Below are 26,523 nucleotides of genomic sequence, written 5' to 3'. Positions count from 1 at the left end.
TGCGTTTTTGTAGGAGCAAAACCATCGGCTTTCCATTCTTCAAACATCGTTTTATAAATAATAAAAGCATCTAAATAATTATCAATTAATGGTTCTAAGGAAGGTGTGAAATTGTCATCTTCAGTCAATAATTTTATGATTCTATTTCGTTCTTCATCCCTTGCAACATCTAGCATTTCCAACTTTTTCTTCTTTGACATTCGAGCCATTTTCACACCCCCTTCATTTTTTTAAAATAGTGCAACTATTGATATGCCCCCTACGCTACCTATCCTCCCCAGAGGGTAAATTTTATTTTTTGATAGGGGGGCTTTCAAAATAACTTGGAAATACTTTTTCCTGTTTATCTTCATTCTCTTCAATTATGTGGCATATTGGACAAAGTAACTTTAAATTATTCTCTTCTAATTTAAGAGTTGAATCTTCTTTAATTGGTATTACGTGATGAACATGAGCACGCCTCCCAAAGACGAACTGTCCACATCGTTGACAACACCCTTTCTCTCTTTCATATACCTTTGATCTAACATACCTCCATGGATCTGAGTTATAAAAAGATTTGTTATCGTGATGATAGATGTTCTTTTTATCTTTCTTCTTCCTTGGTTTATTACGCTTATGTTCTTCACAGTAACGTCCTTTGTTTATTTTGTTACGGCAGCCGTTAAAGTCACAGTATTTCATTTAGTATCATTCGTTAATTGCTCAACGACATAGTTACGAATGGATTCTTCTTTCTTTAACTTGCCTGGTACATCGATGCCATTATCTTTAGCAAAGGATAGTAACTGTTCAGCGTTCATATTATCCAGGTTAATTCCAGTCTTTGTATCAATTACTTCTACATCAACTATTTTATTGTCAACATGCTTAATGATCATACTCTCAGGATTAACATTTACTTCGAATCCTGGTTCTTCACCATTCTGAACAAATAGACTCTTCTTCTTTTCATTATCCCAATACTCTGTACCTGATATTGTTTTTCTAATTTCAGTAATCATTTACTTAACACCATCCTTTTCAAATGCAACACGTTTGCGCTTTTCTTTACCTAGATAACATTAATAACTCTCTCATACCATCTACAACTTCTTTATCGTTTTCAACAAGCTTACCTTTAACATAGATATCTCCAGTGCTTTCCAAAGATATAATCTTTTGTTCACCCACCATAAAATTGATACTGTCCTGAGAAGTATCTCTTGCCAATTTATTTAAATCTCCATTATGCAACGTTAGAGTCATCTCTACACCACCTATGTAAATTTTATATAATAAAAAGCACTCCCTAAGGGATGCTTTAATATCGAAACATCTATTTTTTTTGCTATAATAGTATACAAACATGGAAGGAGCTATATAATATGAGTTTAATAACCATTGTCGAAACCAAAGACATTGTTTCCATTATTTCTGACGGGCAAAAAACCGGGATTGACGGAAACATAGTCGGAACGGGTTTTCAAAAATTCTATGCTACTGATAATTTCTTTATTGCTGTTGGTGGTTCTGAAACTGTTGCACGAGTACTTTTTGAGCATTTCAAGGGCGTAAACGCAGAAAAAGATTACGTTAAAAATTTAATCAATGAACAAGCTAGCCAATTTGAACACAGCTATTGTATGGTGTTTGGTGATTGTACAAACGCAAGACCTCTATATACGGTATATAATCATTTTAATAATGAATTTGAAGTTCAAGACTGTATACCAGAACCAGAAAGTTACTTACCTATCTTCATAAACTCTCATCACTTAAATGAAGCCGCTATTGGACTTGTAAAATATAAAATAAGTCAAATGGTATTAAAAAATAAAAGTAATGAAGAAATTATACAGGTGCAAAAAGATTTTCATCAGTATGCTGCAAATAATGACCCTACCGTTAATAGTGAAATAATTCCACATATAATTTATAAACAGAGAATTAAAGAACAAAAGAGCAACTAATCTTAGTTGCTTTTTTGTTCAATTTCTTATGCTATTACTATAAATACGGTAAATGAGGTTTCATTCTTCTTCCAACTACTTAATGCTGTTACATTCATCAGTTCGGAAAATATGAAGTAACTGGAAGAAGAGCGGAAGCTCTCCTTAATAACGGTATCCTTCAATCGTTACCATCTGCTGGTTTCGGATTTTATGTGCCATCATTATGAAACCGTTTAGACAACATATAAATTATAAAGGAACATTATGAGTTGTGTTTTCCGCCACTACTCACAATACAAATATATCACGTTGATTCCAAAACAACCGGCACATTTACTGCCAAAAAGCGGTCATGACTCTGCCACTTATTTCAAATATTATTTAGTTGGATTGTTTATAAAGATAATTCAAAATTGAATTTTTAACTATAAAGCCCATTAGTCGAAAATTAGGTAAAATTAATTCATATCTATCAAAAGGGATATCCTCTTTGATAATTATCTCCTTTTCAAAAAAGCGATTGAAACTATTAGGATTTTTGTGAGGAGGATTTTTCCCTTGATGAGTAAATTGTGACCTATGTTTATATGCATCTGATAAAATATCCCTTATTTCTTCCTCGGTAAGATCTTCTGGATAAATTTCATTCCATTGTTTCTTAGTTATCCAATCATTTTTTTCTCCAGTTAGCTCAGCACCCTGTAAAGATATTTCTTCAAATGGATGCTTTAATTTGTCCCACTGACTAGGCGGACAGTATTTCATAATAAATTCTACAAAACGTTTTCTTATATATTTATTCATTGAAGATGCCCTTCTATACTCTTCAAATAATTCTTTAACACTTTCATTAGTTTCTGCAATACTTTTCCACTCTTCAACTAATGGATGCTTAGATATTACCTCTTTATCCTTAATTGCTTTTTCTAGAAATGGCTCTATTGCAGAAACTAATAGGTAATACCCTAAAGCAAAATCCTCTCTTTGATTCAAAAACGCTAAATGAACTAATCTAATAGACCGCATAAATTTTTTATAAACTTCGAATGGAGCATCATATAGAAATGCTATTACTTTCTTAAGTTCATTATATAATTCACTTAATTCATCTTTATGTATTCTCGTACTATGACACCCTGGCCCTGCTGTTAAAATTGGATACTGTATAGCTATTTCATATAGTGAATTCTCATCTAGCTCCTTTTCTCCTATTAAATATCCATCGCGAGGAGCTTTTACAGGTCTTCCAAATATAAATGAAGTGATAGCACTAAGAGCAGTGATGAACAAATGAGGTGAATAAAATTCGTGAGTTCTTTTTAAAACTACAGGTGCTACAAAGCTAGAATACGCCCCCTTATGATAAACTTCTATTGATGGTTTAATTGTAAAATGTTCGAAATCTAATTCTTGGTTTAATCTAAAATCTAATAGTAAATAACCCACCAGTTGTTTTTCTTCAATTTTTATAGGTAATTTTTCCGGACGAAACGCCTCAATACACTCGTTAAAAATTATATGATTACCAGTTACAGCACGCATCGTAAAATTCTCTCCTATCTCTTAAACACATATAACTAATAGTGTTCTGTATTTATATTTTACATCCCTTATTAATTTTATCATAATAACGTAGTATATTTTATCAGTTACCCATATCTTATATTTTGTGTAACTAAGTCAAATGCTATAGCCCTTGATATTCATAGCTTCATAGCCCTTCCACTTTTGAGTTACACAATACAATAATAATGAGTAATTATAAATTAATATCCCTTTCATTCCTCTTGTCTACTACTTTAAATCTCATTAGCAACTAAAAAAGAACACCTTAAATGGGTGTCCTTTTTATAAATGCAAACCTTCATAATCATCATAAACAAAACAAACAAAAAATAGACAATGATAGTAATTATACTCTCAAAACTTTTCTGTATCAAAATATAATCCTCTTATATTATCCTATAAGAAATCACCTTTTTATTCCTTGTTTTAACTAACGCATAAATATATTAGTAAAAATTAATCTACAAATAAACAATACAGCCTTTTTCTTCTAACTCTCCTAGCCAGCCAGGTATTCTTAACTCATGATTCCATCTTAAATCTAAACGCTCTAATCCTTCTATTTCCAATAATGAATCCGGTAATTCTTTCAGTTTATTACTTCTTAAATCTAATTCTAATAAATTCGCTAGTTCTCCTATTCCATTTGGCAACGTAGTCAATTGATTATTCCTCAAGTTCAAACGTCGTAATTTCTTACATTTGTTGAGTGCATTAGGAACTTTTTTTAAATTATTATCTTCCAAATCCAAAACTCTTAATAATGCTAACTCTCCAAACACTTCAGGTAGAGTACTAAATTGATTATTTTTCAGGTGAAGTTCTCTAATATTAGTTAACATGCTAAAGCTCTCAGGTATCTTTTGAAGTTGGTTATTCATTATTCGTAACTCTATCAGGTTAGTTAATCCACCAATTTCTTTTGGTAATTCCGTCAATTTATTATCACTCAGATTTAAATATTTTATTTTTTTAAGACTCTTAATTTCTGGTGGAACTGTTTCAAGTTTATTATTGTGAAGATATAAATAATCTTCTAGATTTACAAGGTGTTCTATTTCTGATGGAATCGTTTCAATCTGATTATGTCCTAAGTCCACCATTCTAAGTTCTTTTAATTTTTTTATACTACCAGGAATTTCCCTAATCCCATTAGCAGAAATATTTAACACCTCTAGACTCTTCATTTCATAGATCTCTGTTGGGATTTTTGTGAAATTATTATCGAATAGATTTATATTTGTAATTTCATTTAGAGATATGTTTAGGCAAGGTAAGGCAGTTAATTCAGCATGTGGTAAGTTGATTTTCATTTTATTCTCCTCCTATTTATACGACGAACTATCAGGCTAGCCTTAATTAGGTCATTATTAAATATATCTTACCTACATCAAAAACACATTAATTTAATCTTATTTTTTAGAAAGAACCTCTTCAAAATTGCAAATTTTACAATGATAGATATTACATTTTTTGAACTCCCAACACCACTCACTTACTATTTAAATAGTCATGCACATGTATCTTTTAGAAGATACATGTGCATGACTATAAACAAAAAACAATAATTAGATTTTAAACCTAGTCATTGCTTTATCCATTGCATCTTGATTTACGCCAATATATCTTAAAGTTACTCGTTCACTTGAATGATTGAATATCTCCATTAACAAAGCTATATTCTTAGTCTGCATGTACATATGATATCCGAATGTCTTACGTAGTGTATGTGTTCCAATCTCATCTAAACCAAACTCAGCCGCTGTACTGCTAAGTATTTTATACGCCATACTTCTTCCTATTGGTCGATTATTTCCTTGCCTGCTCTTAATTAGATACTCATGGTCTTTCATATTTTCAATGTACCACTTTAATTCTCTTCTTAATGCTGCAGTAATCTGAATACGTTTCTGCTTACCTGTCTTCATTTCACGCATAGAAATGTGGCTTCCCTTTAAATCTCCAATCTTCAGTTTCAAAATATCACTAATACGTAACCCAGTATTGATTCCTATTACAAACAAAATATAATTACGTTGGCTCTTTCCCCTCAAATACTCTTTAAGCTGCTGTATTTGATCTAGATCACGTATTGGCTGAACGAAATTCATTATTCATTACCTCCAGTTTCTTCTGCCTCGTAAACTTCTAATCCAAGCGCAAAAGCAAGTTTATAAAATGCTTTAGACTTCCAACGTCGATAAGTGCGCTCCGACATTCCTATTTCGTTATAAACCATATAATCACATACGTCCTCTTCTTCTAAATACCGTTTATAAATAATATCTCTCTGAATACTTCCTGCGCGTCCGTTTCCTAATCGATTCAAAAACTGATCAATACGTACTGACATTCTTTCAAGCCACTCTTCTCGTTTACTTTGTTGAATATTTGCTGTAGCAACATCTTCTAATGGCTTACCAACAGTATGTGTAGGACCGTGCTCACGCATTTTATAAGAAGGAGTGACTTTCATTTCCTTACGCATCATCCCAAATTGCCTATGTATACGTACACTTTCCAACACACCTTCTAATTCCTCTTGTGTCGCTGTTCTATCGATTTTTGGTAAGAAAGATAATTGTTTAATCATGTAAGACCACTCCTTTTTATTTTTAGATTACTTTTGTCTTATTGCTCCACGTCTTCGTTCATAACAAGGTCTATGCATCCCCATTAAATCCTCAATTTCACGAGTCCTAAATTTCTCTTTTCTTTTTCTCTTGTTTTTCTTCTTTGCTGGTTTTGATTGCTTTTTCCACTCACGTAGCTGATCCTTTAACACCTTCATTTCCCCATCTCCTTTTTCAAAATAAAGAGGACACCTATTCCTAAAACAGCTTTAATGGCTGCTTTAATGAATTGGTGTCCTCTAGTTTTCTAGCCGGACGATATTTATTTTTCGTTTATTTAATGATGCCAGCCTGAACAAAGATATTTCTCCAAGCTTTGTTAACTTGGTGTTTCTCAACAGCTGTCGCACGGCGAGCAATAGCTTTTCTTACTTTCTTTTTCTTTTCATTTGCCATTTTCCTCATCCCTTTCATACAAACATCTCTCATTTCCATTTTTGAGCGTTTTACTCCTTTTGATACCCCATTACATTCAAAAATAATCGAAACGTGAATTGTACCTATTTTATAATTTTATTACCTCACAAAAGGATTATTTCATTAAGACCGTTCCAAGTAATAACTTCGAAATCTTAAATCCAAATGAACCTCTAGACGAATACACCATATGCTAATTTAAATACTTTCTAGAAAAGCAGGTGCGTACTATGCCTTCTATTGTTGGAAATCTCGTCGTTCAAAACAGTAATGGCGCTTTCAATTTAGGGGATTTTTACAACGTATCACCGAAAGAAAATACGAAAGCTTATAACGGTTCTGGCTCTTCTAATGTTGGATTTGTCGTGAATACGTTTAACGGTGTTAGCGCGACAAACACATTTGATGCTGATGTTGCAGACCAAAATCAAGTTGGAACAGCCTAAATTTATTCATTTTCTTTTTCTTCCCTGAATAAAAATCAATATTTCTTTCATACTGTAATTATATCCAGAGATGCATATCTAAGTGGAGCAGCTAGTAAAAAGTTAACTGCTCTTTTTTTTAGCACGATTTTATATAGTACTACATACTTTGTATTGAACATTTTTATACACCTTCATTTTTGGGCTCATTTGACTATATACTCCGAGAAAGAGCACTGTTCGAAGGTGCTCTTTTTTATTTTGATACAACCGAATATTTCTAAATATTAAACAAATACTATACACAGGCTATACGCCAGAACTCTTTTAATCCGTCCCAGTCTCTCTTCTCTGTATTGAGCAGGTAGCTTTTGCTAGCTGCTCCTTTTCCCATAAAATTCTTTCTCAACATTCAACGTATAGAATTAATAAGTTTCATTTTGTATTATATAAGTGACCTCAACGTAAACTTTACTATTAATTTTTTCTCAAAAGGGCCTACCCTCGCAACAGGCCCTTTTAAAAATTTCTACTAATAAAATTATATTTTTATAAAAGAAGTGGTTATTATCACCTAATGTATTTTTCATCATAAAAGTCCTCCCTCTTGAATAAATTCTCAAAACTTGTCCATATTATAAATACACTTAATCTTTGAACTTCCTTCTTAAATTTTCTTTAGGAGAGTAGTTAGCTTTTGCTAGCTGCTCTTTTGTATTAAATTTAAAATAAAATATTGTTCTTATTTCCTTTTCACATCATATATTTCTAACCTAGACGTTCCGCTTAAAGAGTTACCTCCGATCTTAAAGAGCACTGATGCATGGTGCTCTTTTTTAATTTTCTTATTTCTATAAAATAATATTTTTACCAAAATAACTTTCGTATAACATTTCCAACTTCGCTTATACTATAACTGTAACTCTAAGTTACACAGCTATTACTTGTAGGGCCTAATTTTCTTTTGTGTGACACGTGGTTAGCTAATAAAGTTGACCACTTTGTTGCGCCAAATATTTTTTATTTCTCAATACTTATCACCTGGAATAATTTCTCTTTTATTGATACTATATTGGTGACATTGATTTTCCTCATAGGCATTTTTGTAAAGGACCTGTTCTCCCACAGCAGGTCCTTTCTAATTTGTTTACTAATATGGAGTTTTTGTTGATTTTCCGTTGACATTTTATTGATTTTTTCTGCACATTTAAAAGAAACACTCATACACTATTTTATGTAGACTCTCCGCTCATAGAGTTCTACCTTTCTTATCGAAGAGCATGCTTTTATGTGTGCTCTTTTTCGCTTGTATTAAAATTGCACTTTGCCTCTTTCCTTTAATGACAGGCTCCATAACTCCAAGAAAAGCATACAATATTAAAAATTTACTCGTGAAAATCTGATTACAATCTACAGATTTTTATATCTCATGAGACATTCACCTGCCTTACTAAGAGTGCATATAAAAATGCGCTCTTTTTCTATTTATATTACGAATAATCTTTTTTTCATTACACATACTATCGGCAAGTCAGCTTCCAACAGCTACACTCTTTAAAAATGGAGTACTATCCTCCAGACTGTGGCAGGTAACTTAGTCAATTACCTGCCAATTTTTACTTATAAGCGTAATTTTTTTTATACAACAACCAGTTAGTTAATTACTTTGTTGTGCTGAATGAAGTTTTAATTTAGTTTTCTTTCCTGCATATTTTTTCGAATTCTGTTTAAACTATAGGTGTAACTATTGGTTACAACATATATCTGTATCCAGTGAAACTTCTAAAATTGTACAACTGAGCAGTTAGCTACTTCGCTAGCTGCTTTGTTGTGTAAAATAAAGCATTTACAAAAAGCTTTCTCAACACCTAGAACATGGAAATGAATTACCTTTTATGGTAATATATTGGTAATCCCATAAAGATCTATCGTTCCATTAACAGGACCCGTCCCCCTAATTGGGTCCTGTTAAATGTTTTCTATTAAATAGTACTTTTATTAAAAACATTTCCTAAATAAATTGCATATACTAAACCGAAACACTCTCTACAGTAAATTCACCTATAGAGCGTCTTTCTCCCAAGACGCTCTTTTCATTTATTACTAGTTTCAAAAAATACTTTTCACCTTTTAATTGGACAAGCATATAGTATTGTATGGAGACTCTCCACTCATAGGGATCTACCTTTCTTGTTTAAGAGCACAATATATGTGCTCTTTTTTTATGTCTAAATAACCTCATATCATTCTTTTTACTTTCACTTTAAAGATGATACTTCAATTGTGGTCCTAGTTCCCTAGGATTTCTTTTTATTTGTTGTGAAATAAGGATTTGTTATTGTTCTCATGCACCTTTATAATTCCTTTGCATACAGTATAATCACAAGGGATTCCACAGGTAGCTCTGGTCCAGTTACCTTGAATTTCTTGCACACCTTGTGGGAAGAATCCGTTTATAACAAACGGATTCTTTTATTTATTCACCATAAATGCGGGCACTATTTTATAGGATTCACATTCAATTTTCCTTTTCATAAAATGAAATTTTTATAATAAACCTTCAATCTTTGCTATCGCTTCAAATATCGGATAGATCTGCTGAGGTACGACTGCGTTACCTAAGAATCTCAATCTATCTTCGTCCAATCTTGTGGCAGTCCCATCATCCATTCCACAAATTGCGGGTTGATTTCCTTCCCAATATGTTCTGGAAAGTGTTCCCCGATCGATCCCGGTAGTGTTTTCCCGTGGCTGCCGTTTGCTTCTGAAGGGCACAACTCTCGGATCGGCTTGTAATTTTGACTTGTGGTTGGAGTGGCCAATAATAAATGTCCGGTATCTTTGATGTGGCGCGCCGACACTGACAGCCGGTAATACGAACGTCCTTGTCGAGTAGTTTTCTTCTTCCAAGTCAGAGAGCACGGTGTCCAAGCCCATTGGGACGTGTCCAGCAACATTTTCTCCAACAAACCAAGTGGGTCCAATTTCTCTAATGAGTCGGAAGACTTCTGGCCATAACCATCTTTCGTCTTCTGCACCTTTTCTCTTTCCTGCCATACTTTCTCCCTGACAGGGATATCCTTCGGAAATAACTCCAATTGAATCAACGTCAACACCTCCATCTAGTAATGATTGTTTCGTAAGTTTATATAAATCCGGGAAAATAGGAATGTTAGGATAGTTCTTTCTAAGTACTTTTTGATTGAACTCTTCTATTTCGCAAAAGGCTGCTGTATCAATTCCAGCCCAATCCGCTGCCATGCTTATTCCTGCAATTCCCGAACATAGATCTAACATTTTCATTTCCTATTCCCCTTTGTTATAAAATAGCGTTTTTGTTCAAAATGATGCCCTTCCCCATTTGGACGCATTTACCAGTATTTTTACCAAAAAATTCATGATATGGTTGTTTATTCGAGTACGTCATTACTTGACGATTACCCTTAGAAACCCCGCAGACAATCGGGGTTTCTTTTATTTAAATAACGATTTTGTTTTACTCCTTAACCAACTAAAACTGCGCTACAATTAATCCATATTCTGTAAGGAGGTATATAAAATGCTCTCACCGTATACATGTATATCTTGTGATCAACCTCTCATACAACACGATGAACATTCGTTTATCCATTACTGCATCAATCCAAATTGCGAAGAAGCAAAACTGGAATTATCTCTGTTGGAAGAGATGGGGTTGTGAATCCTATCTCTTTTCTTTACAATAAGGATTTTGTTTAAATTTCTTTAACTTTATTAATTCCTTTGCATGCAGTATTATCACAAGAAATTCAATAAGTGCTCTGGTCCAGTTACCTTGAATTTCTTGCACACCTTGTGGGAAGGATCCGTTTATAACAAACAGGTTCTTTTATTTTTGCTCATACAATAAGAATTTTGTTTCAAATGTATTCACTCTTCATTTTCAACTTCCATATACTTATACGGACTATAAAAAAATACACAATATAGTTCTTGGTCAAAGAGTGCCATACGCCCTAATGGTGCTCTTTTCGATTCAAATAAGAATTTTGTTTAATTTCCATTAACCTTTTTGATTCCTTTGAATACATTATTATTGCAAGGAGTTCCATAGAGTACTCTCGTCCAGTCACCTTGAATTTCTTGCAGACCTTGTGTGAAGAATCCGTTTATAACAAACGGGTTCTTTTATTTTTGGTTATAAAATAACTATTTTATTTAAAATTACCTTAATTTACATTAAGTTTTCTTAACATTCGAATTAACAACTGTATAATATAATTAAACTATTTGTATGAGAGGTGATTATTATGAACTGGAAACAAAAATACAATCCAAAGTATCACTTTTACCGTATGTACAGTTATATTTATAAAGCCCTTGATGATATATTATGGTCCTAAAAATAATATAGATTGTTATGAGTACACATTTTCTGTGTGCTCTTTTCACATTTCTATAAAATAACGCTTTTATAAAGTAATTGATAGCCCTGCAAGCCTTTTATCATATATATAGAATTTTCTCCATACCATATACAAAGATGAGATTTCTAGAATATGATGGGAGGTAACATATGACTAACTCAAATATTTATGACTTCATTATGAAATACGCCCGAGGACCCCATTTTCATCAAGAATTCCCTATAATATTATTTTGGAGTCAAAAAAGTGGATGTACATCACTTGCTCATTGGTTTTTTTATCAAATCAACTTGTTTAAGGAAGCTATTAAATATAACCCATTCATCCATAATTATGAGTTTGACATTTACAAAAATTCAGTATACTACTTTACTGGACTTGCTAATGCATTATCCACAAATGAAAAACCGACATATAAACTTGTAAGAAATCCCTATAAAAGGGCAGTAAGTTCATTTCTCTCACTAATTCCTCCACCAAATATTGAACATCCCGAATGGCAGCCAATTAGACAGTTTTTATATCATGATAAAAACTGTAATAAAAAAATCTCCTTTAAACTTTTTTTATATTACTTAAAAGCACATATGAATAATTTAGATGATGTGAACCCCCACTATGTGCAACAATATGTCCAAGATGAAGAAAAGTTTGTTACAAACTATATTCACCTTGAAAATTTCTCTTCTGAAATCTCAAATTTAGAGAATATATACGACTTAAAGAAGTCCCCATTAGATATATTAACTAAGTCATGGCATCATCAAAGTGGGATCACCATTTTTAAAGGTAACTATGCAGATGCTGATATTACTGACCCTCTATTCCCACGACTCCCAACATATGAAAGTTTTTATGACTCCGAAACTATTCAATTAGTTAAAGATATTTTCAAAAAGGATTTCACTGTATACAAATATTCCCTAACTCCCCTCTAAAATATAGGCATTTTTATAATCATAGATTCATAATTATTACAGAGAAACTTAAGCCACCTACTTAAGTTTCCTCATAATACTCCTGCAAATTGAATGTGGGCACTATTTTATAGTGCCTTTTTTCTATTTTATTTCTAACTAAGGCTTTTAAGGATAAGCATCATACTATATTAGAGCAAAATGTATTTTATCCTTGTCTAAAAGGAGGGTTTATCATTAATGCAACTTTAATTTCCCATTTCTACAATGAAGAGTATCTACTCCCTTGGTGGTTAATGCACCACACAAAATTATTTGATCACGGCATTCTTATTAATCGTGGGTCTACTGATCGTTCAGTTGAAATTTGCAAATTATTTGCACCTCATTGGGAAATCCGCGATTCAGAAGTATTAGAATTTGATGCCATATTAGTTGATCAAGAGGTAATGAACATAGAAAAAGAAATTACGGGATGGAAAATGGTGTTAAATACCACTGAATTTCTTTGCTGTGTTGATAAGCATGCCTTTTTCTCATCTCTTGCTACTTTAGGGCAAAACATGTACGCTATTAGGACTATTCTGATGATAGATGATCCTACTCACGGTTATACCAATCCGAGATACGGAATTCCCCTTGTCAAACAACGTTATCATGGGAAAATACTCACCCCTAACCCACCTGCCCCATACTATGGCGGTAGATTAGTCCACAATTATTTTCATGGTAGTTATTGGGCAGGACGACATTGGTCACCGCATCCATTTATGATTTACATGAATCCCGCTTTCGTTTTAAAATTCTTTTACAGCCCCTGGAATACAGCTATGAAAAATAGAAAATTACAAATTGGTCCTACTCTTTCTAAACATAGCATCCAGCATGGATTAGGTACTTATCACCTGGTAACGCTAGATAAATTAGAAAAAAATTATATACACTTCACAACCTCAACTACCGATCTTCGGTTAAACTCGGAATATCAAGTTTTATTTCCAGATTTATGTTTTCCTAACCATTAATACATCAAAAAATATTTTAAAACTTTTTATATAAACAAAAGTCCCCTTGTATTTATAAATTATCATTTTACTAAAATTTTCAAATTTCACACCAATTAATTGACTGACATTGAATTTTTTGGGAGTATATGATAATATTTATATATAAAATCATTACCCTTATAAAAAAGAGCTATGAGCCTTTCCACTCACGGCTCTTTTTTATTACAATTTTCATTTCATATCTACACGATTTTGACTAGCTTCTCGGCTAAATCCGTCTGGGTATCTCGTTGCTAATTTAGATATATTCATTTGAGCAATATCTTCTAGGGTATATCCCATTTCATGAGACATGATTGAAATGTAGTACAAGATGTCCCCTAGCTCTAAAGCGATTTTATGTGTATTTCCTTCTTCTTCTCCTGGACAATGAGCTGGATCAAATCCATGACCATGAAAAATTGCTTTTTTTACAACATCAGCAACCTCACCAGCTTCTCCCGTAAGACCTAATGCTGCATTTAAAACACGTCCACCAAAATCGTTATTTGTATTCCATGTACGTAATGCCGCTTCTTGATATTGATCTAATTCACTAATATGATTGATATTCATTACAGCTTGTCCTTCCTTTGATTCACTAACTAATTTAGTTGTTTCATATACACCGTTTTCCATAACGTTCATTTTATTTTCCCCTTCCTATTTAGCAAATTCCTAATCCTAACGGACGATTTTCAATTAAATACTTATCAGCCTGATCTATTACAAGGAGTGCAACTTCCGCTTGGTGCCTTTTTAACGTTTTTGCCATCTTTGGCAAGCTCATGCCCTGACTCCACATTTCACGAAAACGAATTACATCTCTTTCATCCCAAATGAAGTTAGCTTCTTCTAAAGCGATGTATACCTTCAACCGTGATTCCTTCATCGCTTCATGGTTTCTCGCTACACTCATAAGCGAACCTACTTTCTAGTAAAAAATTATTTTATCTTTTCAGTAAACTTAGTATCTACACGATCAACTTTACCGTTTACCCAAACCGCAACTTGCTCACCGAATCCACTCATTGGTGGATTTACTGCTGTTACATTTCCGTCCTTCACTATTAAAAGTTTGTTGCTACTAACATCAATTTCTATTTTTTTCATATGTCCCTCTCCTTTTTACTACCGCATGTACTCGACAACATCAGGTTTAAAACCACTTCCTAAATAAACCCGTACCGGAATTATTTCTTTTTTATCCCTTGCTGCCTTACACAATTCTTCAGCTGTATCCCAATTAAAAAACTTATCTACAGCTCTTTGAAATCTCCATATTGCCATTACATACTGTTCAAAAATATCATAGCGATCATCTTGTTTAGTTGTGCGTGGTAATTCATCCGTACACTTTGCATTCGTTGGAACTTGGACGCGTACGTCAGCGTATGTAACGCGCCCCATTCCTCTTTTCACATTTGCCTTCATTACATCGAATTCACAAATTGCTGGCTCTACATCAAAAATGTTTAGTTGCTTAGGCATGTGCCATCCCACTCTTCTGAATAAGATCCAGTAATTCAATTACCCCTTCCTTGCTTAAAAACATTCGGCCACCTAGCAACTCTATATTGTTTTCAGAAACTTCACCTGTTACAAAGCATGACTTTTCATGTCTTCTTAAAACGATGTTTTCACCATCGAAATGAAAATCTAGTGCCGTTCCTTCGGTAATACCTAAAGTTCTGCGTAACTCTACTGGAATTACTACACGACCTAGCTCATCCACTTTTCTTGCAACACCTGTGTTTTTCATATCTTACTCCCCTTTAGTATTTTTATATTTATTTAAAATCTCATCCAAACGTTTCTTATTATCTTCAAAATCCTCATTTGAAGCTTGGTATGGTTGTTGTTGCACTGGTTTAATTTCTTTCTGTTGATGTAACCAATCTGGTACAACTTCAGTTCGATTAGCATAACCTTTACCAGTACGTTTTTTGCTTTGTTGTTGTCTTCGGAATGATGCTTGTGCTACTTCTACATCTTGAATTGTTTTAAAGCCTTGTTGATGCCAATCTTTTAAAATTCCTTTTGTATAAGACCAATTACGCTTATTATTTTCTAAAGTAATTTTCATTGCTTCAACTACTAACGATTGATTAAGTTCATCTATCCATTGATTAATTTCTTCTCCCATGAATGGAGAGATATGTCCGAAATTGTTCATATAAAAATCGATTGCGAGATTTTCTACTACTAAAGGTCCTTTTTTTTCTTCTTTTTCTTGTTCTTCTTTTTCTTTTTCTTCTTTTTCTTCTTTTTCTTGTTCTTCTTCTTGTTCTTCTTCTTGTCCCCCAATCGTGCCACGGTTCGTTAACGAATCGGTATACGAGTCGTGAATAAACGCCTCAATTAGCTTTTTTATGGACTTTTGCTCTATATGTTTGCAAATTGGAATCAACAAAGATATATTTTTCACTTCTTTTAATTCTTTCTTAATTAAATCTTCAACTGGTTTTCCAGCTTTTTTTAGGTTGTATTTCCCCCAATTAAAAATGACTAATTCTCTGGTTTCATTATCGTATTTTATTATCTTGTGATAGTCTTCGAAGCGTTGCATCAAAGCCTTTATAGTTTCATGTGAATAACCTGTTTCAAAAGCCATTTGTTTTTTTGTTATTTGATACACACCAATTTGTTTAGTTTGTGGATTAGTTAATAAATATAAGAAAAAGTACTTATCTTCTGGTGTGAAATCTTCTTGCACTTTCACATCATTCCAAAATGAAGTGTGTACTTGTCTAAATATCGCCATCTTTTTACCTCCTAGTACAAATTGCAATATATACTTGTCCACTTTTGATAATTCGTTGAATTCTATAATACGGATAACAAACACTGAAATATTGCTGTATCATCTGTTTTAATTCATCTTTGCTTTTTGCTAAGTCCCAAAACTTATTAGGTAATAGCACTTGATATTCGATTAAATCCATGGACTATTTCCCTACTTTCCATGGTATACTTAGAACAACTTATTTTTTAGAAAAGGACCCATTGCCGTGGGTCTTTTTATTTTGTTCTACGTCACTCCAAGCCCATTGCTTTATTGGTTCGTAAGTAATGTAAAGCAACCATGGACTACATGCGATAAACATTGCGAATATAACTAATGATGTTGTATCTTCCACTAAATCACCTCCTTTTGTGCCTCAAGCCAAGCTTCTAAATCCTTTTGCAGAAAAAGTAGTTTACGCCCTTCCCTTATTACTGGAAACCTAGGGTTATTTGCTAATTCATACATTCTGTAAACCGCAATGTTGAGATAAGCTGCTGCTTCTTTCACTCGCATAACCTTATTTGGTTGTGATTGTTGTTGTAAGTCAGCTATTGCTGATCTGATTTCCTCTCTTACAATTTCACGAATAGATTCTTTAATAAATTGTTCTAAACCCATTTTCTTTCACTCCTTTTAATTTAGTTTCATACAATGAAACCTATTGTTTAAAATTTTTTTCTTGTTCCTTAAATAATATAGTTGTTTCCTTTCCCAATACTTTAGATATATTAACTGCTACATCATAGTAAACCCTTAAATTCCAATTGATTATTTTATAGCAGTATGACTTCGATATCCCTACCCTTTTAGCGAGTTCATGATATTTAAGTCCTGATTCTTCAAAGGCTTTTTGAAGTTCTGTTTTAGGTGTATCGGTTTGCATCTGATCACTCCCTTCTGATGCTTACAAGTCCATTATATGTTTCATTGTATGAAACTTCAAGTGTTTTTTATAAAAAATTTCAGAATAGGAAACTTTTTTATTCTTTACGTTTCTTGTCAGGAAACTTTATAATAAACTTAATAGGATTTAGGATTATCGAAAAGTCTTAATAAGGGGAGTTTTTTTATGGATATGAAAGATAGAATAAAACAAATTCGTTTAGAACATAAAATGAACCAAGAACAATTTGGTAAAGAAGTAGATCTTACTAAGGGTACCGTTTCAAAATTCGAAAATGGAAAAGCCTTCCCGAGTCGTGAGACAATAGAAAAAATAGCGAAAAGATTTGCCGTTCCTGTGAACTACTTATATGGAGAAAATAACGAAGCAAACCAGGATGATAATAAATACGAGAAATTTAAAGAAATTATGGCGTGGCTAGAACCTCTTCCAAAAGATAAAGAAGATATGGCATTAGACCAGATGTTAGCTATCGCTCAAGCCCTGAATAAACATCATAAGAAAATGGAAAAATAGCCTCTCGAATTAGGATAGGCTATTTTTTTTAATCTCTGCAATATATTCCTCTAATTTTTCAGGAGCGAATTCCTTTACTGTATCTAAGAATAGCATTACAATTTCTTCTTTTGTCACTACTAGTTCCCCCTTGCATCCTGTTATTTATACGTAAACTTTCTAAAAGTGGAAAGTTTTTGTCGTTTCAGTCAAAATGTTTCCATTCCCTTTAAAGCAGAAATGACACTATCTATTAGATAGTGTCATTTCTTGTATTTATATAATTATCCGCCTCCGGGACCTGGATCAATCATGTATAGAATTGTTTTTTGTTCTTTAGCACTTTGTACTTTATCTTTTTCTGTCACTTGAAAAGTTGTGATAGAAAGACAAGCTACAACTACAATAGATAACACTACTTTTACAAACTTATTTTTCAAGTGCTTCACCACCTTTTATGTATAGTTTAATTATAACATTTCAATGCTTCTTTTGGTAGAAACATATAGAAGAAATCACCTGATTTAGAAAAACTTTCAAGGGATAGTTCTAAGTACCTCTTCCCTTCTTTGCCTCCAACCGCGAGCCCCAAATAATACAATTGAAAACTACTAAGATACCCGTTGTTACTTTTTAAGGTCTGTAAAATTCTAATTGCTTTTTCATTCTCACCTAACCTTATATATAAAAAGGCTCTCTCGGCTTCATCTAAATCATCAAAGTTAATAGTATGTAAATCTCTCTTATGGTATATCCTTAAAAACAAAAGTGTATTAAGTACTTTTTCTCTTCTTAATTCTAGTTTCTTATTAGGTGGATCACCAATAACTTTTAGTGACTTTTCCATGTACTCTTTAGCTTTCTGATAATCGGAGAAAATATAACTTTCTCCAATTTTACAATACGCTACCGCCTTAGTACTGACATAACAATTTGTCTCATCGTTTATTATATCAAAACATTGTTGACGAGATTCTCTTAACTTATTTTCATGAAGATTCACAAAAATCTCCATTTCTTTTATTCTTAACAAAAATGAATCTCTTAAAGAGCGAGATTTAATTTTTATAATATCAGGTAATAATTGTTGAATATATTCATTCACCATCTTGTAATTACCTAAATCAAAAAAAGAATATATTGTGTTTAGAATCAACATTATTACAAGTTCATTATCAGTATATTTTTGAATTTTTCTCATTTTATCAACTTTCTCAAAGAATACCTTGGGTGTAATCGTATTTTCACTTCTTTCTCGCAATGTTTGGTATAAAGGAACCAAGTTTAAGTTTATTCGTACTGTTTTCGAAATACCTTTTTTCATTTCTTTTTCGGTTTCTGTTTGGTTGCTCTTAAATTTATTTATCTGTTGCATAATCATATCTTGAAGTTCATATTCTCCAAACATATCTAACACTTCTAATGCCAATTTTAAATTTTTGTGTGAAAGTGTTGGTATGCACTCTTTGATGCATTTTCTTCTAAACTTAATATCTTTAGGCTTATATAACCTAAGTGCATCCACAAAGTGCATAAAATCAAATTTATCCTTTTTATTAAAATAACTATTTACAGTTGTGTGTGTTACTTTAAAACGCATCGCTAACTTCCTATTTGTATAACCGGATGATTTTAGACTTTCTTGCATATCGTTAAAATCCAATAAAACTTGCACAATCTTTGTCCTCCTTATGGACAAAAGACACGTCATCCCTAGTTTTTACATTTACAGAGAAACGTGTCATTATATCTAAGTTGTGTGTTATACTAATGTACGAAGACTTATGACAGTTGTTTTCCCTACTGTGGTTAGGGAGACGGTGTAGGGGTGTTGCAGCACCACTTACACAGTCATAGGTCTTTTTTATGTCCATTTTTAGTTATTTTCATAATATCACAAAAATTAAGAATTTTATTTATTTGCTAATCTGAAAATTATTGAGAAAGTTTAATAATTAATATAGCAAAGTATTCTTTTATATTGGATAACAATAATATCTCTTCCACTCATTAAACTTAATATAATATATATAAAATGGTTAGTTTGTATTTAAACAACCAAATCACATGTACTATTGCAGCTATTTATCAAACGCTTTTAATTTTATTTCCATGAATACAGCAAAAAAAGAGGCCCTATGGCTCTTTTTTTATTCCTTAATAACAATCTAAATATGGTAAAATATATCCATCGCTGATATGTCCAACTATGTAATTTTCATAGCAGCAAAATTACAACTAGACTTATACAACATGATTCAAAACAAATGAAGGAGTGTTTTAAGTGAAAGGACATATTCGAAAAAGAGGAAATAAGTATTGTATTGTTATTGATATCGGGCCTGATCCAGAGACAGGAAAAAGAAGACAGAAGTGGTTTTCTGGGTATAAGACAAAAAAAGAAGCACAGGCTGATGTGGCAAAGAAAATTACAGAGTTGAATGAAGGAACTTTTATAGAGCCATCTAAAGTTACGCTAAAAGATTACCTAAATCATTGGCTAGAAATTAAAAGTATGAGCATAGAAAAGAGTACATTTGCTGGCTATAGGGCATTTATCAACCAACATGTTATACCTAGTATAGGAATGGTCGCGCTCCATAAATTAAATGTTATGCACATTCAAAAATGCTATAAGAATGCGATAGATAAAGGGATTGCAAACAATTCTATTCTGCTTATGCATAGAATTTTAAAGAGCGCTTTAAACCTAGCCGTAAAACAAAATATTATCTCTCGAAATCCAGCAGATTTTGCTGAGATACCTAAAAAAGAAAAAACCCCTATCCAGACTTGGACAGAGGAAGAAGTAAAAAAGTTTTTAGCTCATTCACAAGAATCACGATATCACATTGGGTATCTACTTGCAATAACTACAGGTATGCGTCTGGGAGAAGTTCTAGGTTTACGATGGCAGGACATTGATTTTGAAAAACATACTGTTACAATAAATCAAACATCTGGTCATGACAATAAAATCAAAACAACTGCAAAAACAAATTCATCAAAACGCACAATTCCTGTACCTAATGAAACAATAGCAGCCTTAAAAAAACATAAAATTTTAATCAATAAAGAGAAATTTAGGTTTGGTTCTGCGTATCTAGATCAAGATTTAATAAATTGTAATGAGTTTGGAAGAATCATAAAAAGAGCACATTTCAGAAAAAGCTTCATTAGGATGACACACAAAGTAGGTATAAAAGAAATTAAATTCCATGATTTAAGACATACACACGCAACTCTACTATTGAAACAAGGGGTTAACCCTAAAATCATCAGTGAGCGATTAGGTCATACAGATATTTCAATGACATTAAGTATCTATTCTCATGTTTTACCAAATATGCAAGAAGAAGCCGTTAAAAACTTTGGTAAAAGTATCTTTGGATAACGTATGTTTGCAAAATGTTTGCAATTCATAAAAATAGGTCAAACAAACGTTGTTATATCAAGGTTTGTTTAACCTATCATCTTATATTCCTGATAGAATCTCCGAATTCCTATTGAAATATTTAATAATGGAGCGTTCTCACCACCACGGCTTATGCATTCGAATCGATATACATAGGAGAAAAAATCTTGTGTTTTTTCATCTTTTATCGGTCCTGACATCGCCTCACAAATATTTTGTGATCTAAGAGGAGAAAAATAGATCTCTTCTTCATTTGTATTTTCTAAATATATAGGACGCTCGCAAAAAATATGTGAGATTAAAGCGGGCCCCCACTTAGAATACGTTTCATTATCATGTAGTACTGGCAAATTAGAAATCAAATCGGATTGCCATTCATATTTTGGTGGCTCAACTAATTGATTTGGTTTCCAATCATGAATAATCTCATACCAACTTTGAAAAATATAATCGAGCTGTTCTTGTCTAATAGGTTCTTTCGATACAATCCATGGTGTATTTTCATTTAATACGTACGGATTATGCTGAATAAACAATATATCCGAAAACATATCATACAATCTTTCATTCAAACGTTTCAACTTACTCGTTAATAAAAACGTCTTATAATGTATCTCTACGATGTCCAGCCATTCAATAGGAAAGTATATAAATGATACCTTTTCATTTAATAGAGGTTCTACTATATTTTCAAATGTTAGCAGCCTTAATTTTTTCATAAAATGATTCCTTCCTTTCTTAAGTTGTCTTGATTATCAAAAAGCTAGAAATAGTTACTTAATCTAATCCATTTAAACAAATTATTTAAAAGAAACGTAAAAACTGTTTATCTACATAAATCATTATCAAACCGACTCTTTTAAAAATTAAAAGTAATTATCATATACAACACCTCTTTATATTTGTATTTTAATACATTTGAATTATACAATGTATATAATATATTGTACTTATCATTTACAGTAACTTTACAAAAAAACCAAAAAAGAACACCTTAATTCGGTGCCCTTTTTACAAATATAAACCGTTATGTAATTGAACATATAGATAACAGTAATCCTCCAAATGAAATTGCTCCTAGTAAGCCTACTACAACTCCTGTTAAACAAATACAATCAGCAAGACAAACAGAAGACTGCGATAATGGAACAAATGACCTACTTGTACTCGAACCATATTGTTTTATTTTCTCATAATTCACATCTAACATTAGATGTAAACATGTTACACCATCCTCAATAGTATGTAGAGGTTCTTTTTCTAATCGCTCCAATAATTTACTATCAAAAGCAACTGATAGAGGATACTGCTTATCTAATTTCATATTTTGATAAATTAGTTGCAAACGAGATAATATATTGCTTTTCTTCTTTTCAGATGTTACTGTACATTTCATTTTATTAAATTCATTTAATAACAGTGTCAATTCATCTCTTTTTCCGTATAAATCTTTAGCTATTTTTCTCTTTCGTTTATACGAATGGATAATAGATTTTAGTTCAATCATATTCATACACTTCCTAATTACATATTATTTACCCGATTATTTTATAGATAAACAGTACTTTTTAATCTTATTTAAATTACACTTAAGCATCTTCATTTACTATCGATTAACATTACATTAACCTTACACGATTGTAATAAAATCATTAGATGGAAGAAAGCAATGCCCAAACTAGACAGATATTTGATGATAAAACCATAAGAAAAAAGCAATGATTAGATTTTAAATCTAGTCACTGCTTTATCTATCACCTCTTGATTACATCTATATATCTTATTGTTACTCTTTCACTTGAATGATTGAATATATCCATTAATAATGGCTATATTCTTTGTCGGCACGTACATATATAAAACTAATGTTTTTTAATTGATAAGGTGAAACTTTAATTAGCCCTCACCAATTGGGCTTTTATGGGTAGTCCGCCACCTAACTTCTCTTTGCTCCCGCTGAATTTTTTTAGGGTCTTACTGCCCTGCAAATAGCAGGATAAATGCAATCAATATTCATACGTTATAATAGTACCAGTAGTATCAGTAGTACCACTAAAACCATCAAAACAGTTAGAGCAACCACCACAGCCGCCACAACCTCCGCAACCCCCGCAACCAAAACAACCGAAGCAACCAATACAACGGAATCCACCACAACGGAATCCGCCACAACGACCTCCACCACAACCACCACAACGACCACAACCGCCACAGCGACGAGCAGCATCTTCAATATAGTAATATGGATATTGATTTTGCTGGTCCCAATAGACAATATTTCCAGATCGGTAATCATTAAGATTTAACGCTTGTAGTTCTTGTTGAAACTGATTCATTTTCATAACCTCCATTTATAAAATACAACCTCATCGATGCTTCCCTATGTTTCTGTTCGTTACATCTAAGTAGGAATAGCACTATAAACTAAGTTCAATACGTACACCAACAAAGTATGACTTATCATTAAATGATGCACCTTGTTCATATACCTATTTTTACTATGGGCTCATTTTTATAAAGTGAAACTTTAATCAGTGGGGGGTTAGCTCATCCCCCACTGATTATTAGCCCTCACCAATCGGGCTTTTACGGACAGTCCGACCGCCACCTAACTTCTTTGCTTCTGCTGAATTTTGAGGCGGGGGGCTTACTACCCGTTAATGCGGGATAAATAAAAATTAAAAAATATGAATTCTAGCGTCATATCTTCATACTTACTAAATTCAATTAATTTCTCAATAATTATGGCGCCATATCCTATATATTTCCGTCTGTCACTTAGATTTTTCTGTACTGTAAATGCGTTTCGCTATAACATTTCCTAGTGACCGGTTTCTATGACGGATAAGAAATTCCTACAAAGAAAAAAGCCCTAATTAGGGCTTTTCATTCTATTTCTTTAGCAAAACTCTCTATGAAATTGCTAATTGAAAAAAGACGCATTTAGATTGATGCGTCTTTTTGTGATGCCTCTTTTGTGAAATCATATAAAGCAATTGCGCCTAAAAGAACAAGTATACCTTGAGGAACATCTATTAAAATAGTTTGCCAAATTCCCGGAATTACCCATTTAATATCTGCTGCTGTTTCAAGATATGTTTGGAAATAGCTGATTGTAAAATTAATGATTCCTAAAAATACAAACAACGATAAACCAAATCGAATTAATTTCTTATTTGTAAACATATAACACCTCTCAAAATTCATTGGATATTCCTGCTTTTACTTCTTTATATTTCCATATCTCTATATTTGATTTTAACACAAAAAGAACTCAAAAAAACACAATATGCATATTTGCATATTGTGTTAACAGCACTTCATGGTAATTTAGAAATTCCTGCAAAGAAAAAACAACTCCGTTACAGCTAACAGTGCGGGTTTCTTTTCTTATTTAACTTCATACCTCCAAGCTTTACGTTCAAGGTAAAATTTCATCTCATTACGTTGTGCATCTGAAGTTAGCTTAGTAACATATCCGTTTTATTGTAAAATATATGTGACAGTAGTTTATCCATTTAATGCGTAGACAATTAAACTAGTTAACTTATCGATATGCCATTTCACCATTTCCTCAGCACTATCGACTTTGCACAAATTTGATAAGAAAAAATATATAGACAGGTATGATCCATACCTATCTATAACATTACTTCTATTCTTTATCCAATTACGTCTTTTACGTCTGTATCCACTGGCCACTTTTCTAATGTATAAGCCATTTCCCAAAATGAATATTCATATTGACTGCTAATAATAAAATGCTGTTTCATACGCTTGCGGTCTGCCTCTGTTACTTTTTCAGCGATAGTATCTAAACGTGTAATTTGTTCTTCAACTAGCGTACGGAACCAATCAGATCCATAAGCAGAAATCCATTCGTTATAAATTGGCTCTTCCGGCTGACACTCTTTTAAGCGTTCGCCAATTTCATAATACAACCAATAGCAAGGTAAAATTGCTGCAATAATATCTCCTAAATGTCCTTCATACGCAGCACGATACATATGTGAAGTATACGCATATGCAGTTGGCGCAGGAATAAAATTATCTTTTTCTTCTTTTGTTATCCCTAGCTTTTTAGCAAAATTCTCATGTAAAGATAACTCGGCCTCATATGTATTTTGAGCATGATGTGCCATACGAGCTGTCGTCTCTAATTCAAGAGCTTTTGCAGCTCCTAAAGTTTGTACTCTAGCAAAATGACTCAAATAATATGAATCTTGAAGCACATAATAGCGAAAACTAGCTAAATCTAACGTTCCTTCACCAAGTTTTTTTACAAAAGGATGGTTAAAACTCGCTTCCCAAATTGAATCTACTTCTTTACGTAATGATTGTGAAAAAGTCATTTAAATCCCTCCAATAATGTATAAAATATAAGTATTTATCCACAATTATTAAAGCTGTAAAATAAAAAAACTTTCTTTACAGGCGTAAAGAAAGTGAAATTGACAGTATTTATTTACTCATTAAATAGCAACGTCTTTCCCACTTCCCTACGCTGGCATTAACCAGATCAGGTACTAAGAGTCTCAAAATCACATTTGATCTCAGCCTATAAAAGGCCCCCCTAGTGGATAAATATTTTGTTTTTATAATGTATTCATCATAGCATACTTCGTGAAACTGTCAAAATAATTCGTTATATAACTATCTTAAAAACCTTCTTCTTTTCTCACTTTTAATGATGTTTCAATAATCATATCTAATAGTTTACTATAACTAATTCCCGCTGCTTCTGCACTTTTTGGCAATAAACTTGATTGTGTCATCCCTGGTAATGTATTAATTTCCATTACATATGGAATTCCGTCCTTCACCATCATATCAACTCTTGCATAAACACTACATTTTAATGCTTTATAACAAGCCAGTGACGCTTTATTTACACGTTCATTAATTTCCGCTGGAAGTTCGATAACTTCCTCAACTGTACTAGTATCATCATATTTTGCATTGTAATCAAAGAACTCGGCTGCATGTCGAATTGAGACTATAGGTAACTGTTTTCCATCCAGAATGGAACATGTAATTTCATCACCTTTTATATACTTCTCAATTACTACTTCAGAATCCCATTCGAATACAGTTTCTAGCATTGAGATCAATTCATTTTTATTGTAAACGATTTTTACCCCGACACTCGATCCGCCAGAGTTTGGTTTTACCACTAATGGAAATCCTAACTTATCTAACTCATCAAGCTTTAGATCCTCCATTTTTGTAAGTTCAATCCAATCTGGTGTTTCTACACCTTCATAACGTAAAATCTTTTTCGAAATATTTTTATCCATACATATACTACTAGATAACATATTGCTTCCGCTATAAGGAATCCCTAAACTCTCCAGTGTTCCTTGAACTGTCCCATCTTCTCCGTATTTTCCATGTAATGCGAGCAATGCAAAATCAATGTCTTTCGCTTTTTCAATTAAATCCATTTTTTCGTTTAATATAATTGGAACTATTTCATACTTACTTTTATCTAAATGTGCGAGCATTTCATTTCCAGTCATAATTGATACTTGCTTTTCAGACGATACCCCGCCCATAATAACGCCAATTCTCATTTCC

Annotated in this window: 33 protein-coding genes, 1 pseudogene and 1 riboswitch; of the genes and pseudogenes, 6 read left to right on the top strand and 28 right to left on the bottom strand. The window is 32.6% G+C overall.

From position 1 onward, the window contains the following. The 4 genes and pseudogenes from RT27_RS20370 to RT27_RS20355 form a co-directional block, all read right to left on the bottom strand. Positions 1-209: pseudogene (locus tag RT27_RS20370) on the bottom strand (terminase small subunit); the annotation flags it as partial. An 82-nt stretch (positions 210-291) separates the two neighbouring features. Further along, positions 292-684 carry an HNH endonuclease signature motif containing protein gene (locus RT27_RS20365; protein ID WP_043937244.1) on the bottom strand — a complete coding sequence of 131 codons (393 nt, stop codon included), beginning with the start codon at positions 682-684 and terminating at the stop codon, positions 292-294. Then, on the bottom strand, positions 681-1,004 hold the full coding sequence (locus RT27_RS20360) for a hypothetical protein (protein WP_043937243.1): 324 nt from the start codon (positions 1,002-1,004) through the stop codon (positions 681-683). Before RT27_RS20360 ends, RT27_RS20365 begins: the two co-directional genes overlap by 4 nt. Before the next feature lie 46 nt (positions 1,005-1,050). Further along, entirely contained in the window at positions 1,051-1,248 is a 198-nt protein-coding gene (locus RT27_RS20355) for a hypothetical protein (protein ID WP_043937242.1), read from the bottom strand. 119 nt (positions 1,249-1,367) lie between these two features. Here RT27_RS20355 and RT27_RS20350 point away from each other — a divergent pair, with 119 nt between their 5' ends. Beyond that, positions 1,368-1,952: a hypothetical protein gene (locus tag RT27_RS20350; protein WP_043937240.1), complete on the top strand. Its 585-nt coding sequence runs from the start codon at positions 1,368-1,370 to the stop codon at positions 1,950-1,952. Between the two features lie 363 nt (positions 1,953-2,315). Here the strand turns inward: RT27_RS20350 and RT27_RS20345 are convergent, their stop codons facing one another. From RT27_RS20345 to RT27_RS33795, 6 genes are all read right to left on the bottom strand, one after another. Continuing rightward, positions 2,316-3,476: a hypothetical protein gene (locus RT27_RS20345; protein WP_043937238.1), complete on the bottom strand. Its 1,161-nt coding sequence runs from the start codon at positions 3,474-3,476 to the stop codon at positions 2,316-2,318. A 485-nt stretch (positions 3,477-3,961) separates the two neighbouring features. Continuing rightward, the gene (locus RT27_RS20340) at positions 3,962-4,813 is read right to left on the bottom strand and encodes a leucine-rich repeat domain-containing protein (RefSeq protein WP_043937236.1); all 852 of its coding nucleotides are present in this window, start codon (positions 4,811-4,813) and stop codon (positions 3,962-3,964) included. A gap of 255 nt (positions 4,814-5,068) precedes the next feature. Further along, positions 5,069-5,611 (bottom strand): site-specific integrase, encoded by a 543-nt coding sequence (locus RT27_RS20335; protein ID WP_043937234.1) that lies wholly within the window; start codon positions 5,609-5,611, stop codon positions 5,069-5,071. Next, positions 5,611-6,093, bottom strand: a complete 483-nt coding sequence (locus tag RT27_RS20330) for an ArpU family phage packaging/lysis transcriptional regulator (RefSeq protein ID WP_043937232.1) — start codon at positions 6,091-6,093, stop codon at positions 5,611-5,613. The genes RT27_RS20335 and RT27_RS20330 overlap by 1 nt, the downstream gene beginning before the upstream one ends. A gap of 27 nt (positions 6,094-6,120) precedes the next feature. Further along, positions 6,121-6,291 (bottom strand): hypothetical protein, encoded by a 171-nt coding sequence (locus RT27_RS35305; RefSeq protein ID WP_043937230.1) that lies wholly within the window; start codon positions 6,289-6,291, stop codon positions 6,121-6,123. A 115-nt stretch (positions 6,292-6,406) separates the two neighbouring features. After that, on the bottom strand, positions 6,407-6,529 hold the full coding sequence (locus RT27_RS33795) for a DUF3983 domain-containing protein (protein WP_081367280.1): 123 nt from the start codon (positions 6,527-6,529) through the stop codon (positions 6,407-6,409). Between the two features lie 251 nt (positions 6,530-6,780). On the opposite strand from RT27_RS33795, the gene RT27_RS20320 reads away from it, so the two are divergent. Beyond that, complete coding sequence (locus RT27_RS20320) at positions 6,781-6,996, top strand: spore germination protein (protein ID WP_016081485.1); 216 nt, start codon at positions 6,781-6,783, stop codon at positions 6,994-6,996. Between the two features lie 2,526 nt (positions 6,997-9,522). Here RT27_RS20320 and RT27_RS20310 read toward each other — a convergent pair. Then, positions 9,523-10,278, bottom strand: a complete 756-nt coding sequence (locus RT27_RS20310; RefSeq protein ID WP_043937226.1) for a DNA cytosine methyltransferase — start codon at positions 10,276-10,278, stop codon at positions 9,523-9,525. A 1,252-nt stretch (positions 10,279-11,530) separates the two neighbouring features. Here RT27_RS20310 and RT27_RS20305 point away from each other — a divergent pair. Both RT27_RS20305 and RT27_RS20300 read left to right on the top strand, forming a co-directional pair. Continuing rightward, positions 11,531-12,319 (top strand): sulfotransferase family 2 domain-containing protein, encoded by a 789-nt coding sequence (locus RT27_RS20305; protein WP_043937224.1) that lies wholly within the window; start codon positions 11,531-11,533, stop codon positions 12,317-12,319. Between the two features lie 275 nt (positions 12,320-12,594). Next, positions 12,595-13,323 carry a hypothetical protein gene (locus tag RT27_RS20300; protein ID WP_043937222.1) on the top strand — a complete coding sequence of 243 codons (729 nt, stop codon included), beginning with the start codon at positions 12,595-12,597 and terminating at the stop codon, positions 13,321-13,323. A gap of 213 nt (positions 13,324-13,536) precedes the next feature. Here the strand turns inward: RT27_RS20300 and RT27_RS20295 are convergent, their stop codons facing one another. From RT27_RS20295 to RT27_RS20250, 9 genes are all read right to left on the bottom strand, one after another. Beyond that, entirely contained in the window at positions 13,537-13,992 is a 456-nt protein-coding gene (locus RT27_RS20295; RefSeq protein WP_001102014.1) for a nucleoside triphosphate pyrophosphohydrolase family protein, read from the bottom strand. A gap of 19 nt (positions 13,993-14,011) precedes the next feature. Beyond that, a complete protein-coding gene (locus RT27_RS20290) occupies positions 14,012-14,263 on the bottom strand; it encodes a hypothetical protein (RefSeq protein WP_025709558.1) in 252 nt (83 codons plus the stop codon). Between the two features lie 26 nt (positions 14,264-14,289). Further along, positions 14,290-14,457: a DUF3954 domain-containing protein gene (locus RT27_RS33790; RefSeq protein WP_000717826.1), complete on the bottom strand. Its 168-nt coding sequence runs from the start codon at positions 14,455-14,457 to the stop codon at positions 14,290-14,292. Between the two features lie 18 nt (positions 14,458-14,475). Continuing rightward, positions 14,476-14,835, bottom strand: coding sequence for a hypothetical protein (locus RT27_RS20280; RefSeq protein WP_043937219.1), 360 nt, complete (start codon positions 14,833-14,835; stop codon positions 14,476-14,478). Beyond that, a complete protein-coding gene (locus RT27_RS20275; protein ID WP_043937218.1) occupies positions 14,828-15,106 on the bottom strand; it encodes an AbrB/MazE/SpoVT family DNA-binding domain-containing protein in 279 nt (92 codons plus the stop codon). The genes RT27_RS20280 and RT27_RS20275 overlap by 8 nt, the downstream gene beginning before the upstream one ends. Positions 15,107-15,109: 3 nt before the next feature. Next, positions 15,110-16,108 carry a DnaD domain protein gene (locus RT27_RS20270; protein WP_043937217.1) on the bottom strand — a complete coding sequence of 333 codons (999 nt, stop codon included), beginning with the start codon at positions 16,106-16,108 and terminating at the stop codon, positions 15,110-15,112. Positions 16,109-16,328: 220 nt separating this feature from the next. Continuing rightward, positions 16,329-16,484, bottom strand: coding sequence for a hypothetical protein (locus RT27_RS35300; RefSeq protein WP_043937213.1), 156 nt, complete (start codon positions 16,482-16,484; stop codon positions 16,329-16,331). After that, positions 16,484-16,750: a helix-turn-helix domain-containing protein gene (locus tag RT27_RS20255; RefSeq protein ID WP_043937211.1), complete on the bottom strand. Its 267-nt coding sequence runs from the start codon at positions 16,748-16,750 to the stop codon at positions 16,484-16,486. The genes RT27_RS35300 and RT27_RS20255 overlap by 1 nt, the downstream gene beginning before the upstream one ends. A 40-nt stretch (positions 16,751-16,790) precedes the next feature. Next, on the bottom strand, positions 16,791-17,015 hold the full coding sequence (locus RT27_RS20250) for a helix-turn-helix transcriptional regulator (RefSeq protein WP_001192731.1): 225 nt from the start codon (positions 17,013-17,015) through the stop codon (positions 16,791-16,793). 186 nt (positions 17,016-17,201) lie between these two features. Between RT27_RS20250 and RT27_RS20245 the strand changes: the two genes are divergently transcribed. After that, entirely contained in the window at positions 17,202-17,552 is a 351-nt protein-coding gene (locus RT27_RS20245) for a helix-turn-helix transcriptional regulator (RefSeq protein ID WP_000367269.1), read from the top strand. A 263-nt stretch (positions 17,553-17,815) separates the two neighbouring features. On the opposite strand, the gene RT27_RS35295 is transcribed toward RT27_RS20245, so the two are convergent. Both RT27_RS35295 and RT27_RS20235 read right to left on the bottom strand, forming a co-directional pair. Beyond that, positions 17,816-17,971 (bottom strand): hypothetical protein, encoded by a 156-nt coding sequence (locus tag RT27_RS35295; RefSeq protein ID WP_000790841.1) that lies wholly within the window; start codon positions 17,969-17,971, stop codon positions 17,816-17,818. A gap of 26 nt (positions 17,972-17,997) precedes the next feature. Then, on the bottom strand, positions 17,998-19,206 hold the full coding sequence (locus RT27_RS20235) for an AimR family lysis-lysogeny pheromone receptor (protein ID WP_043937209.1): 1,209 nt from the start codon (positions 19,204-19,206) through the stop codon (positions 17,998-18,000). A 609-nt stretch (positions 19,207-19,815) separates the two neighbouring features. Here RT27_RS20235 and RT27_RS20230 point away from each other — a divergent pair. Next, complete coding sequence (locus RT27_RS20230; RefSeq protein ID WP_043937207.1) at positions 19,816-20,925, top strand: tyrosine-type recombinase/integrase; 1,110 nt, start codon at positions 19,816-19,818, stop codon at positions 20,923-20,925. A 68-nt stretch (positions 20,926-20,993) separates the two neighbouring features. Here RT27_RS20230 and RT27_RS20225 read toward each other — a convergent pair whose 3' ends face one another. The 6 genes from RT27_RS20225 to RT27_RS20200 form a co-directional block, all read right to left on the bottom strand. Then, positions 20,994-21,665, bottom strand: coding sequence for a DUF3962 domain-containing protein (locus tag RT27_RS20225; protein ID WP_016081498.1), 672 nt, complete (start codon positions 21,663-21,665; stop codon positions 20,994-20,996). A 308-nt stretch (positions 21,666-21,973) separates the two neighbouring features. Beyond that, positions 21,974-22,459, bottom strand: coding sequence for a hypothetical protein (locus tag RT27_RS20220; RefSeq protein WP_016081499.1), 486 nt, complete (start codon positions 22,457-22,459; stop codon positions 21,974-21,976). A gap of 493 nt (positions 22,460-22,952) precedes the next feature. Continuing rightward, positions 22,953-23,282 (bottom strand): heterocycloanthracin/sonorensin family bacteriocin, encoded by a 330-nt coding sequence (locus RT27_RS20215; RefSeq protein WP_029442398.1) that lies wholly within the window; start codon positions 23,280-23,282, stop codon positions 22,953-22,955. Positions 23,283-23,889: 607 nt separating this feature from the next. After that, positions 23,890-24,153, bottom strand: a complete 264-nt coding sequence (locus RT27_RS20210) for a DUF3937 family protein (protein WP_029442397.1) — start codon at positions 24,151-24,153, stop codon at positions 23,890-23,892. A 455-nt stretch (positions 24,154-24,608) separates the two neighbouring features. Next, positions 24,609-25,298 (bottom strand): thiaminase II, encoded by a 690-nt coding sequence (gene tenA / locus RT27_RS20205; RefSeq protein WP_000144509.1) that lies wholly within the window; start codon positions 25,296-25,298, stop codon positions 24,609-24,611. A 127-nt stretch (positions 25,299-25,425) separates the two neighbouring features. After that, positions 25,426-25,531, bottom strand: a riboswitch (TPP riboswitch). Positions 25,532-25,604: 73 nt separating this feature from the next. Beyond that, entirely contained in the window at positions 25,605-26,519 is a 915-nt protein-coding gene (locus tag RT27_RS20200; RefSeq protein ID WP_043937248.1) for a D-alanine--D-alanine ligase, read from the bottom strand. Positions 26,520-26,523 lie beyond the last annotated feature (4 nt).

This window comes from Bacillus sp. L_1B0_5, from assembly GCF_000836715.1.
Taxonomy (GTDB): Bacteria; Bacillota; Bacilli; order Bacillales; family Bacillaceae_G; genus Bacillus_A; species Bacillus_A thuringiensis_S.
The sequence above is the reverse complement of the archived record's forward strand: the minus strand, read 5'-3'. Positions and strand labels throughout refer to the sequence as shown.

What these genes read in the sequence shown, in the direction of transcription:
- RT27_RS20365 (WP_043937244.1), bottom strand. Translation starts at nt 684, where the DNA reads ATGAAATACTGTGACTTTAACGGCTGCCGTAACAAAATAAACAAAGGA.
- RT27_RS20360 (WP_043937243.1), bottom strand. Translation starts at nt 1,004, where the DNA reads ATGATTACTGAAATTAGAAAAACAATATCAGGTACAGAGTATTGGGAT.
- RT27_RS20355 (WP_043937242.1), bottom strand. Translation starts at nt 1,248, where the DNA reads ATGACTCTAACGTTGCATAATGGAGATTTAAATAAATTGGCAAGAGAT.
- RT27_RS20350 (WP_043937240.1), top strand. Translation starts at nt 1,368, where the DNA reads ATGAGTTTAATAACCATTGTCGAAACCAAAGACATTGTTTCCATTATT.
- RT27_RS20345 (WP_043937238.1), bottom strand. Translation starts at nt 3,476, where the DNA reads ATGCGTGCTGTAACTGGTAATCATATAATTTTTAACGAGTGTATTGAG.
- RT27_RS20340 (WP_043937236.1), bottom strand. Translation starts at nt 4,813, where the DNA reads ATGAAAATCAACTTACCACATGCTGAATTAACTGCCTTACCTTGCCTA.
- RT27_RS20335 (WP_043937234.1), bottom strand. Translation starts at nt 5,611, where the DNA reads ATGAATTTCGTTCAGCCAATACGTGATCTAGATCAAATACAGCAGCTT.
- RT27_RS20330 (WP_043937232.1), bottom strand. Translation starts at nt 6,093, where the DNA reads ATGATTAAACAATTATCTTTCTTACCAAAAATCGATAGAACAGCGACA.
- RT27_RS35305 (WP_043937230.1), bottom strand. Translation starts at nt 6,291, where the DNA reads ATGAAGGTGTTAAAGGATCAGCTACGTGAGTGGAAAAAGCAATCAAAA.
- RT27_RS33795 (WP_081367280.1), bottom strand. Translation starts at nt 6,529, where the DNA reads ATGGCAAATGAAAAGAAAAAGAAAGTAAGAAAAGCTATTGCTCGCCGT.
- RT27_RS20320 (WP_016081485.1), top strand. Translation starts at nt 6,781, where the DNA reads ATGCCTTCTATTGTTGGAAATCTCGTCGTTCAAAACAGTAATGGCGCT.
- RT27_RS20310 (WP_043937226.1), bottom strand. Translation starts at nt 10,278, where the DNA reads ATGAAAATGTTAGATCTATGTTCGGGAATTGCAGGAATAAGCATGGCA.
- RT27_RS20305 (WP_043937224.1), top strand. Translation starts at nt 11,531, where the DNA reads ATGACTAACTCAAATATTTATGACTTCATTATGAAATACGCCCGAGGA.
- RT27_RS20300 (WP_043937222.1), top strand. Translation starts at nt 12,595, where the DNA reads ATGCACCACACAAAATTATTTGATCACGGCATTCTTATTAATCGTGGG.
- RT27_RS20295 (WP_001102014.1), bottom strand. Translation starts at nt 13,992, where the DNA reads ATGAACGTTATGGAAAACGGTGTATATGAAACAACTAAATTAGTTAGT.
- RT27_RS20290 (WP_025709558.1), bottom strand. Translation starts at nt 14,263, where the DNA reads ATGAGTGTAGCGAGAAACCATGAAGCGATGAAGGAATCACGGTTGAAG.
- RT27_RS33790 (WP_000717826.1), bottom strand. Translation starts at nt 14,457, where the DNA reads ATGAAAAAAATAGAAATTGATGTTAGTAGCAACAAACTTTTAATAGTG.
- RT27_RS20280 (WP_043937219.1), bottom strand. Translation starts at nt 14,835, where the DNA reads ATGCCTAAGCAACTAAACATTTTTGATGTAGAGCCAGCAATTTGTGAA.
- RT27_RS20275 (WP_043937218.1), bottom strand. Translation starts at nt 15,106, where the DNA reads ATGAAAAACACAGGTGTTGCAAGAAAAGTGGATGAGCTAGGTCGTGTA.
- RT27_RS20270 (WP_043937217.1), bottom strand. Translation starts at nt 16,108, where the DNA reads ATGGCGATATTTAGACAAGTACACACTTCATTTTGGAATGATGTGAAA.
- RT27_RS20255 (WP_043937211.1), bottom strand. Translation starts at nt 16,750, where the DNA reads ATGGGTTTAGAACAATTTATTAAAGAATCTATTCGTGAAATTGTAAGA.
- RT27_RS20250 (WP_001192731.1), bottom strand. Translation starts at nt 17,015, where the DNA reads ATGCAAACCGATACACCTAAAACAGAACTTCAAAAAGCCTTTGAAGAA.
- RT27_RS20245 (WP_000367269.1), top strand. Translation starts at nt 17,202, where the DNA reads ATGGATATGAAAGATAGAATAAAACAAATTCGTTTAGAACATAAAATG.
- RT27_RS20225 (WP_016081498.1), bottom strand. Translation starts at nt 21,665, where the DNA reads ATGAAAAAATTAAGGCTGCTAACATTTGAAAATATAGTAGAACCTCTA.
- RT27_RS20220 (WP_016081499.1), bottom strand. Translation starts at nt 22,459, where the DNA reads ATGAATATGATTGAACTAAAATCTATTATCCATTCGTATAAACGAAAG.
- RT27_RS20215 (WP_029442398.1), bottom strand. Translation starts at nt 23,282, where the DNA reads ATGAATCAGTTTCAACAAGAACTACAAGCGTTAAATCTTAATGATTAC.
- RT27_RS20210 (WP_029442397.1), bottom strand. Translation starts at nt 24,153, where the DNA reads ATGAATTTTGAGAGGTGTTATATGTTTACAAATAAGAAATTAATTCGA.
- tenA (WP_000144509.1), bottom strand. Translation starts at nt 25,298, where the DNA reads ATGACTTTTTCACAATCATTACGTAAAGAAGTAGATTCAATTTGGGAA.
- RT27_RS20200 (WP_043937248.1), bottom strand. Translation starts at nt 26,519, where the DNA reads ATGAGAATTGGCGTTATTATGGGCGGGGTATCGTCTGAAAAGCAAGTA.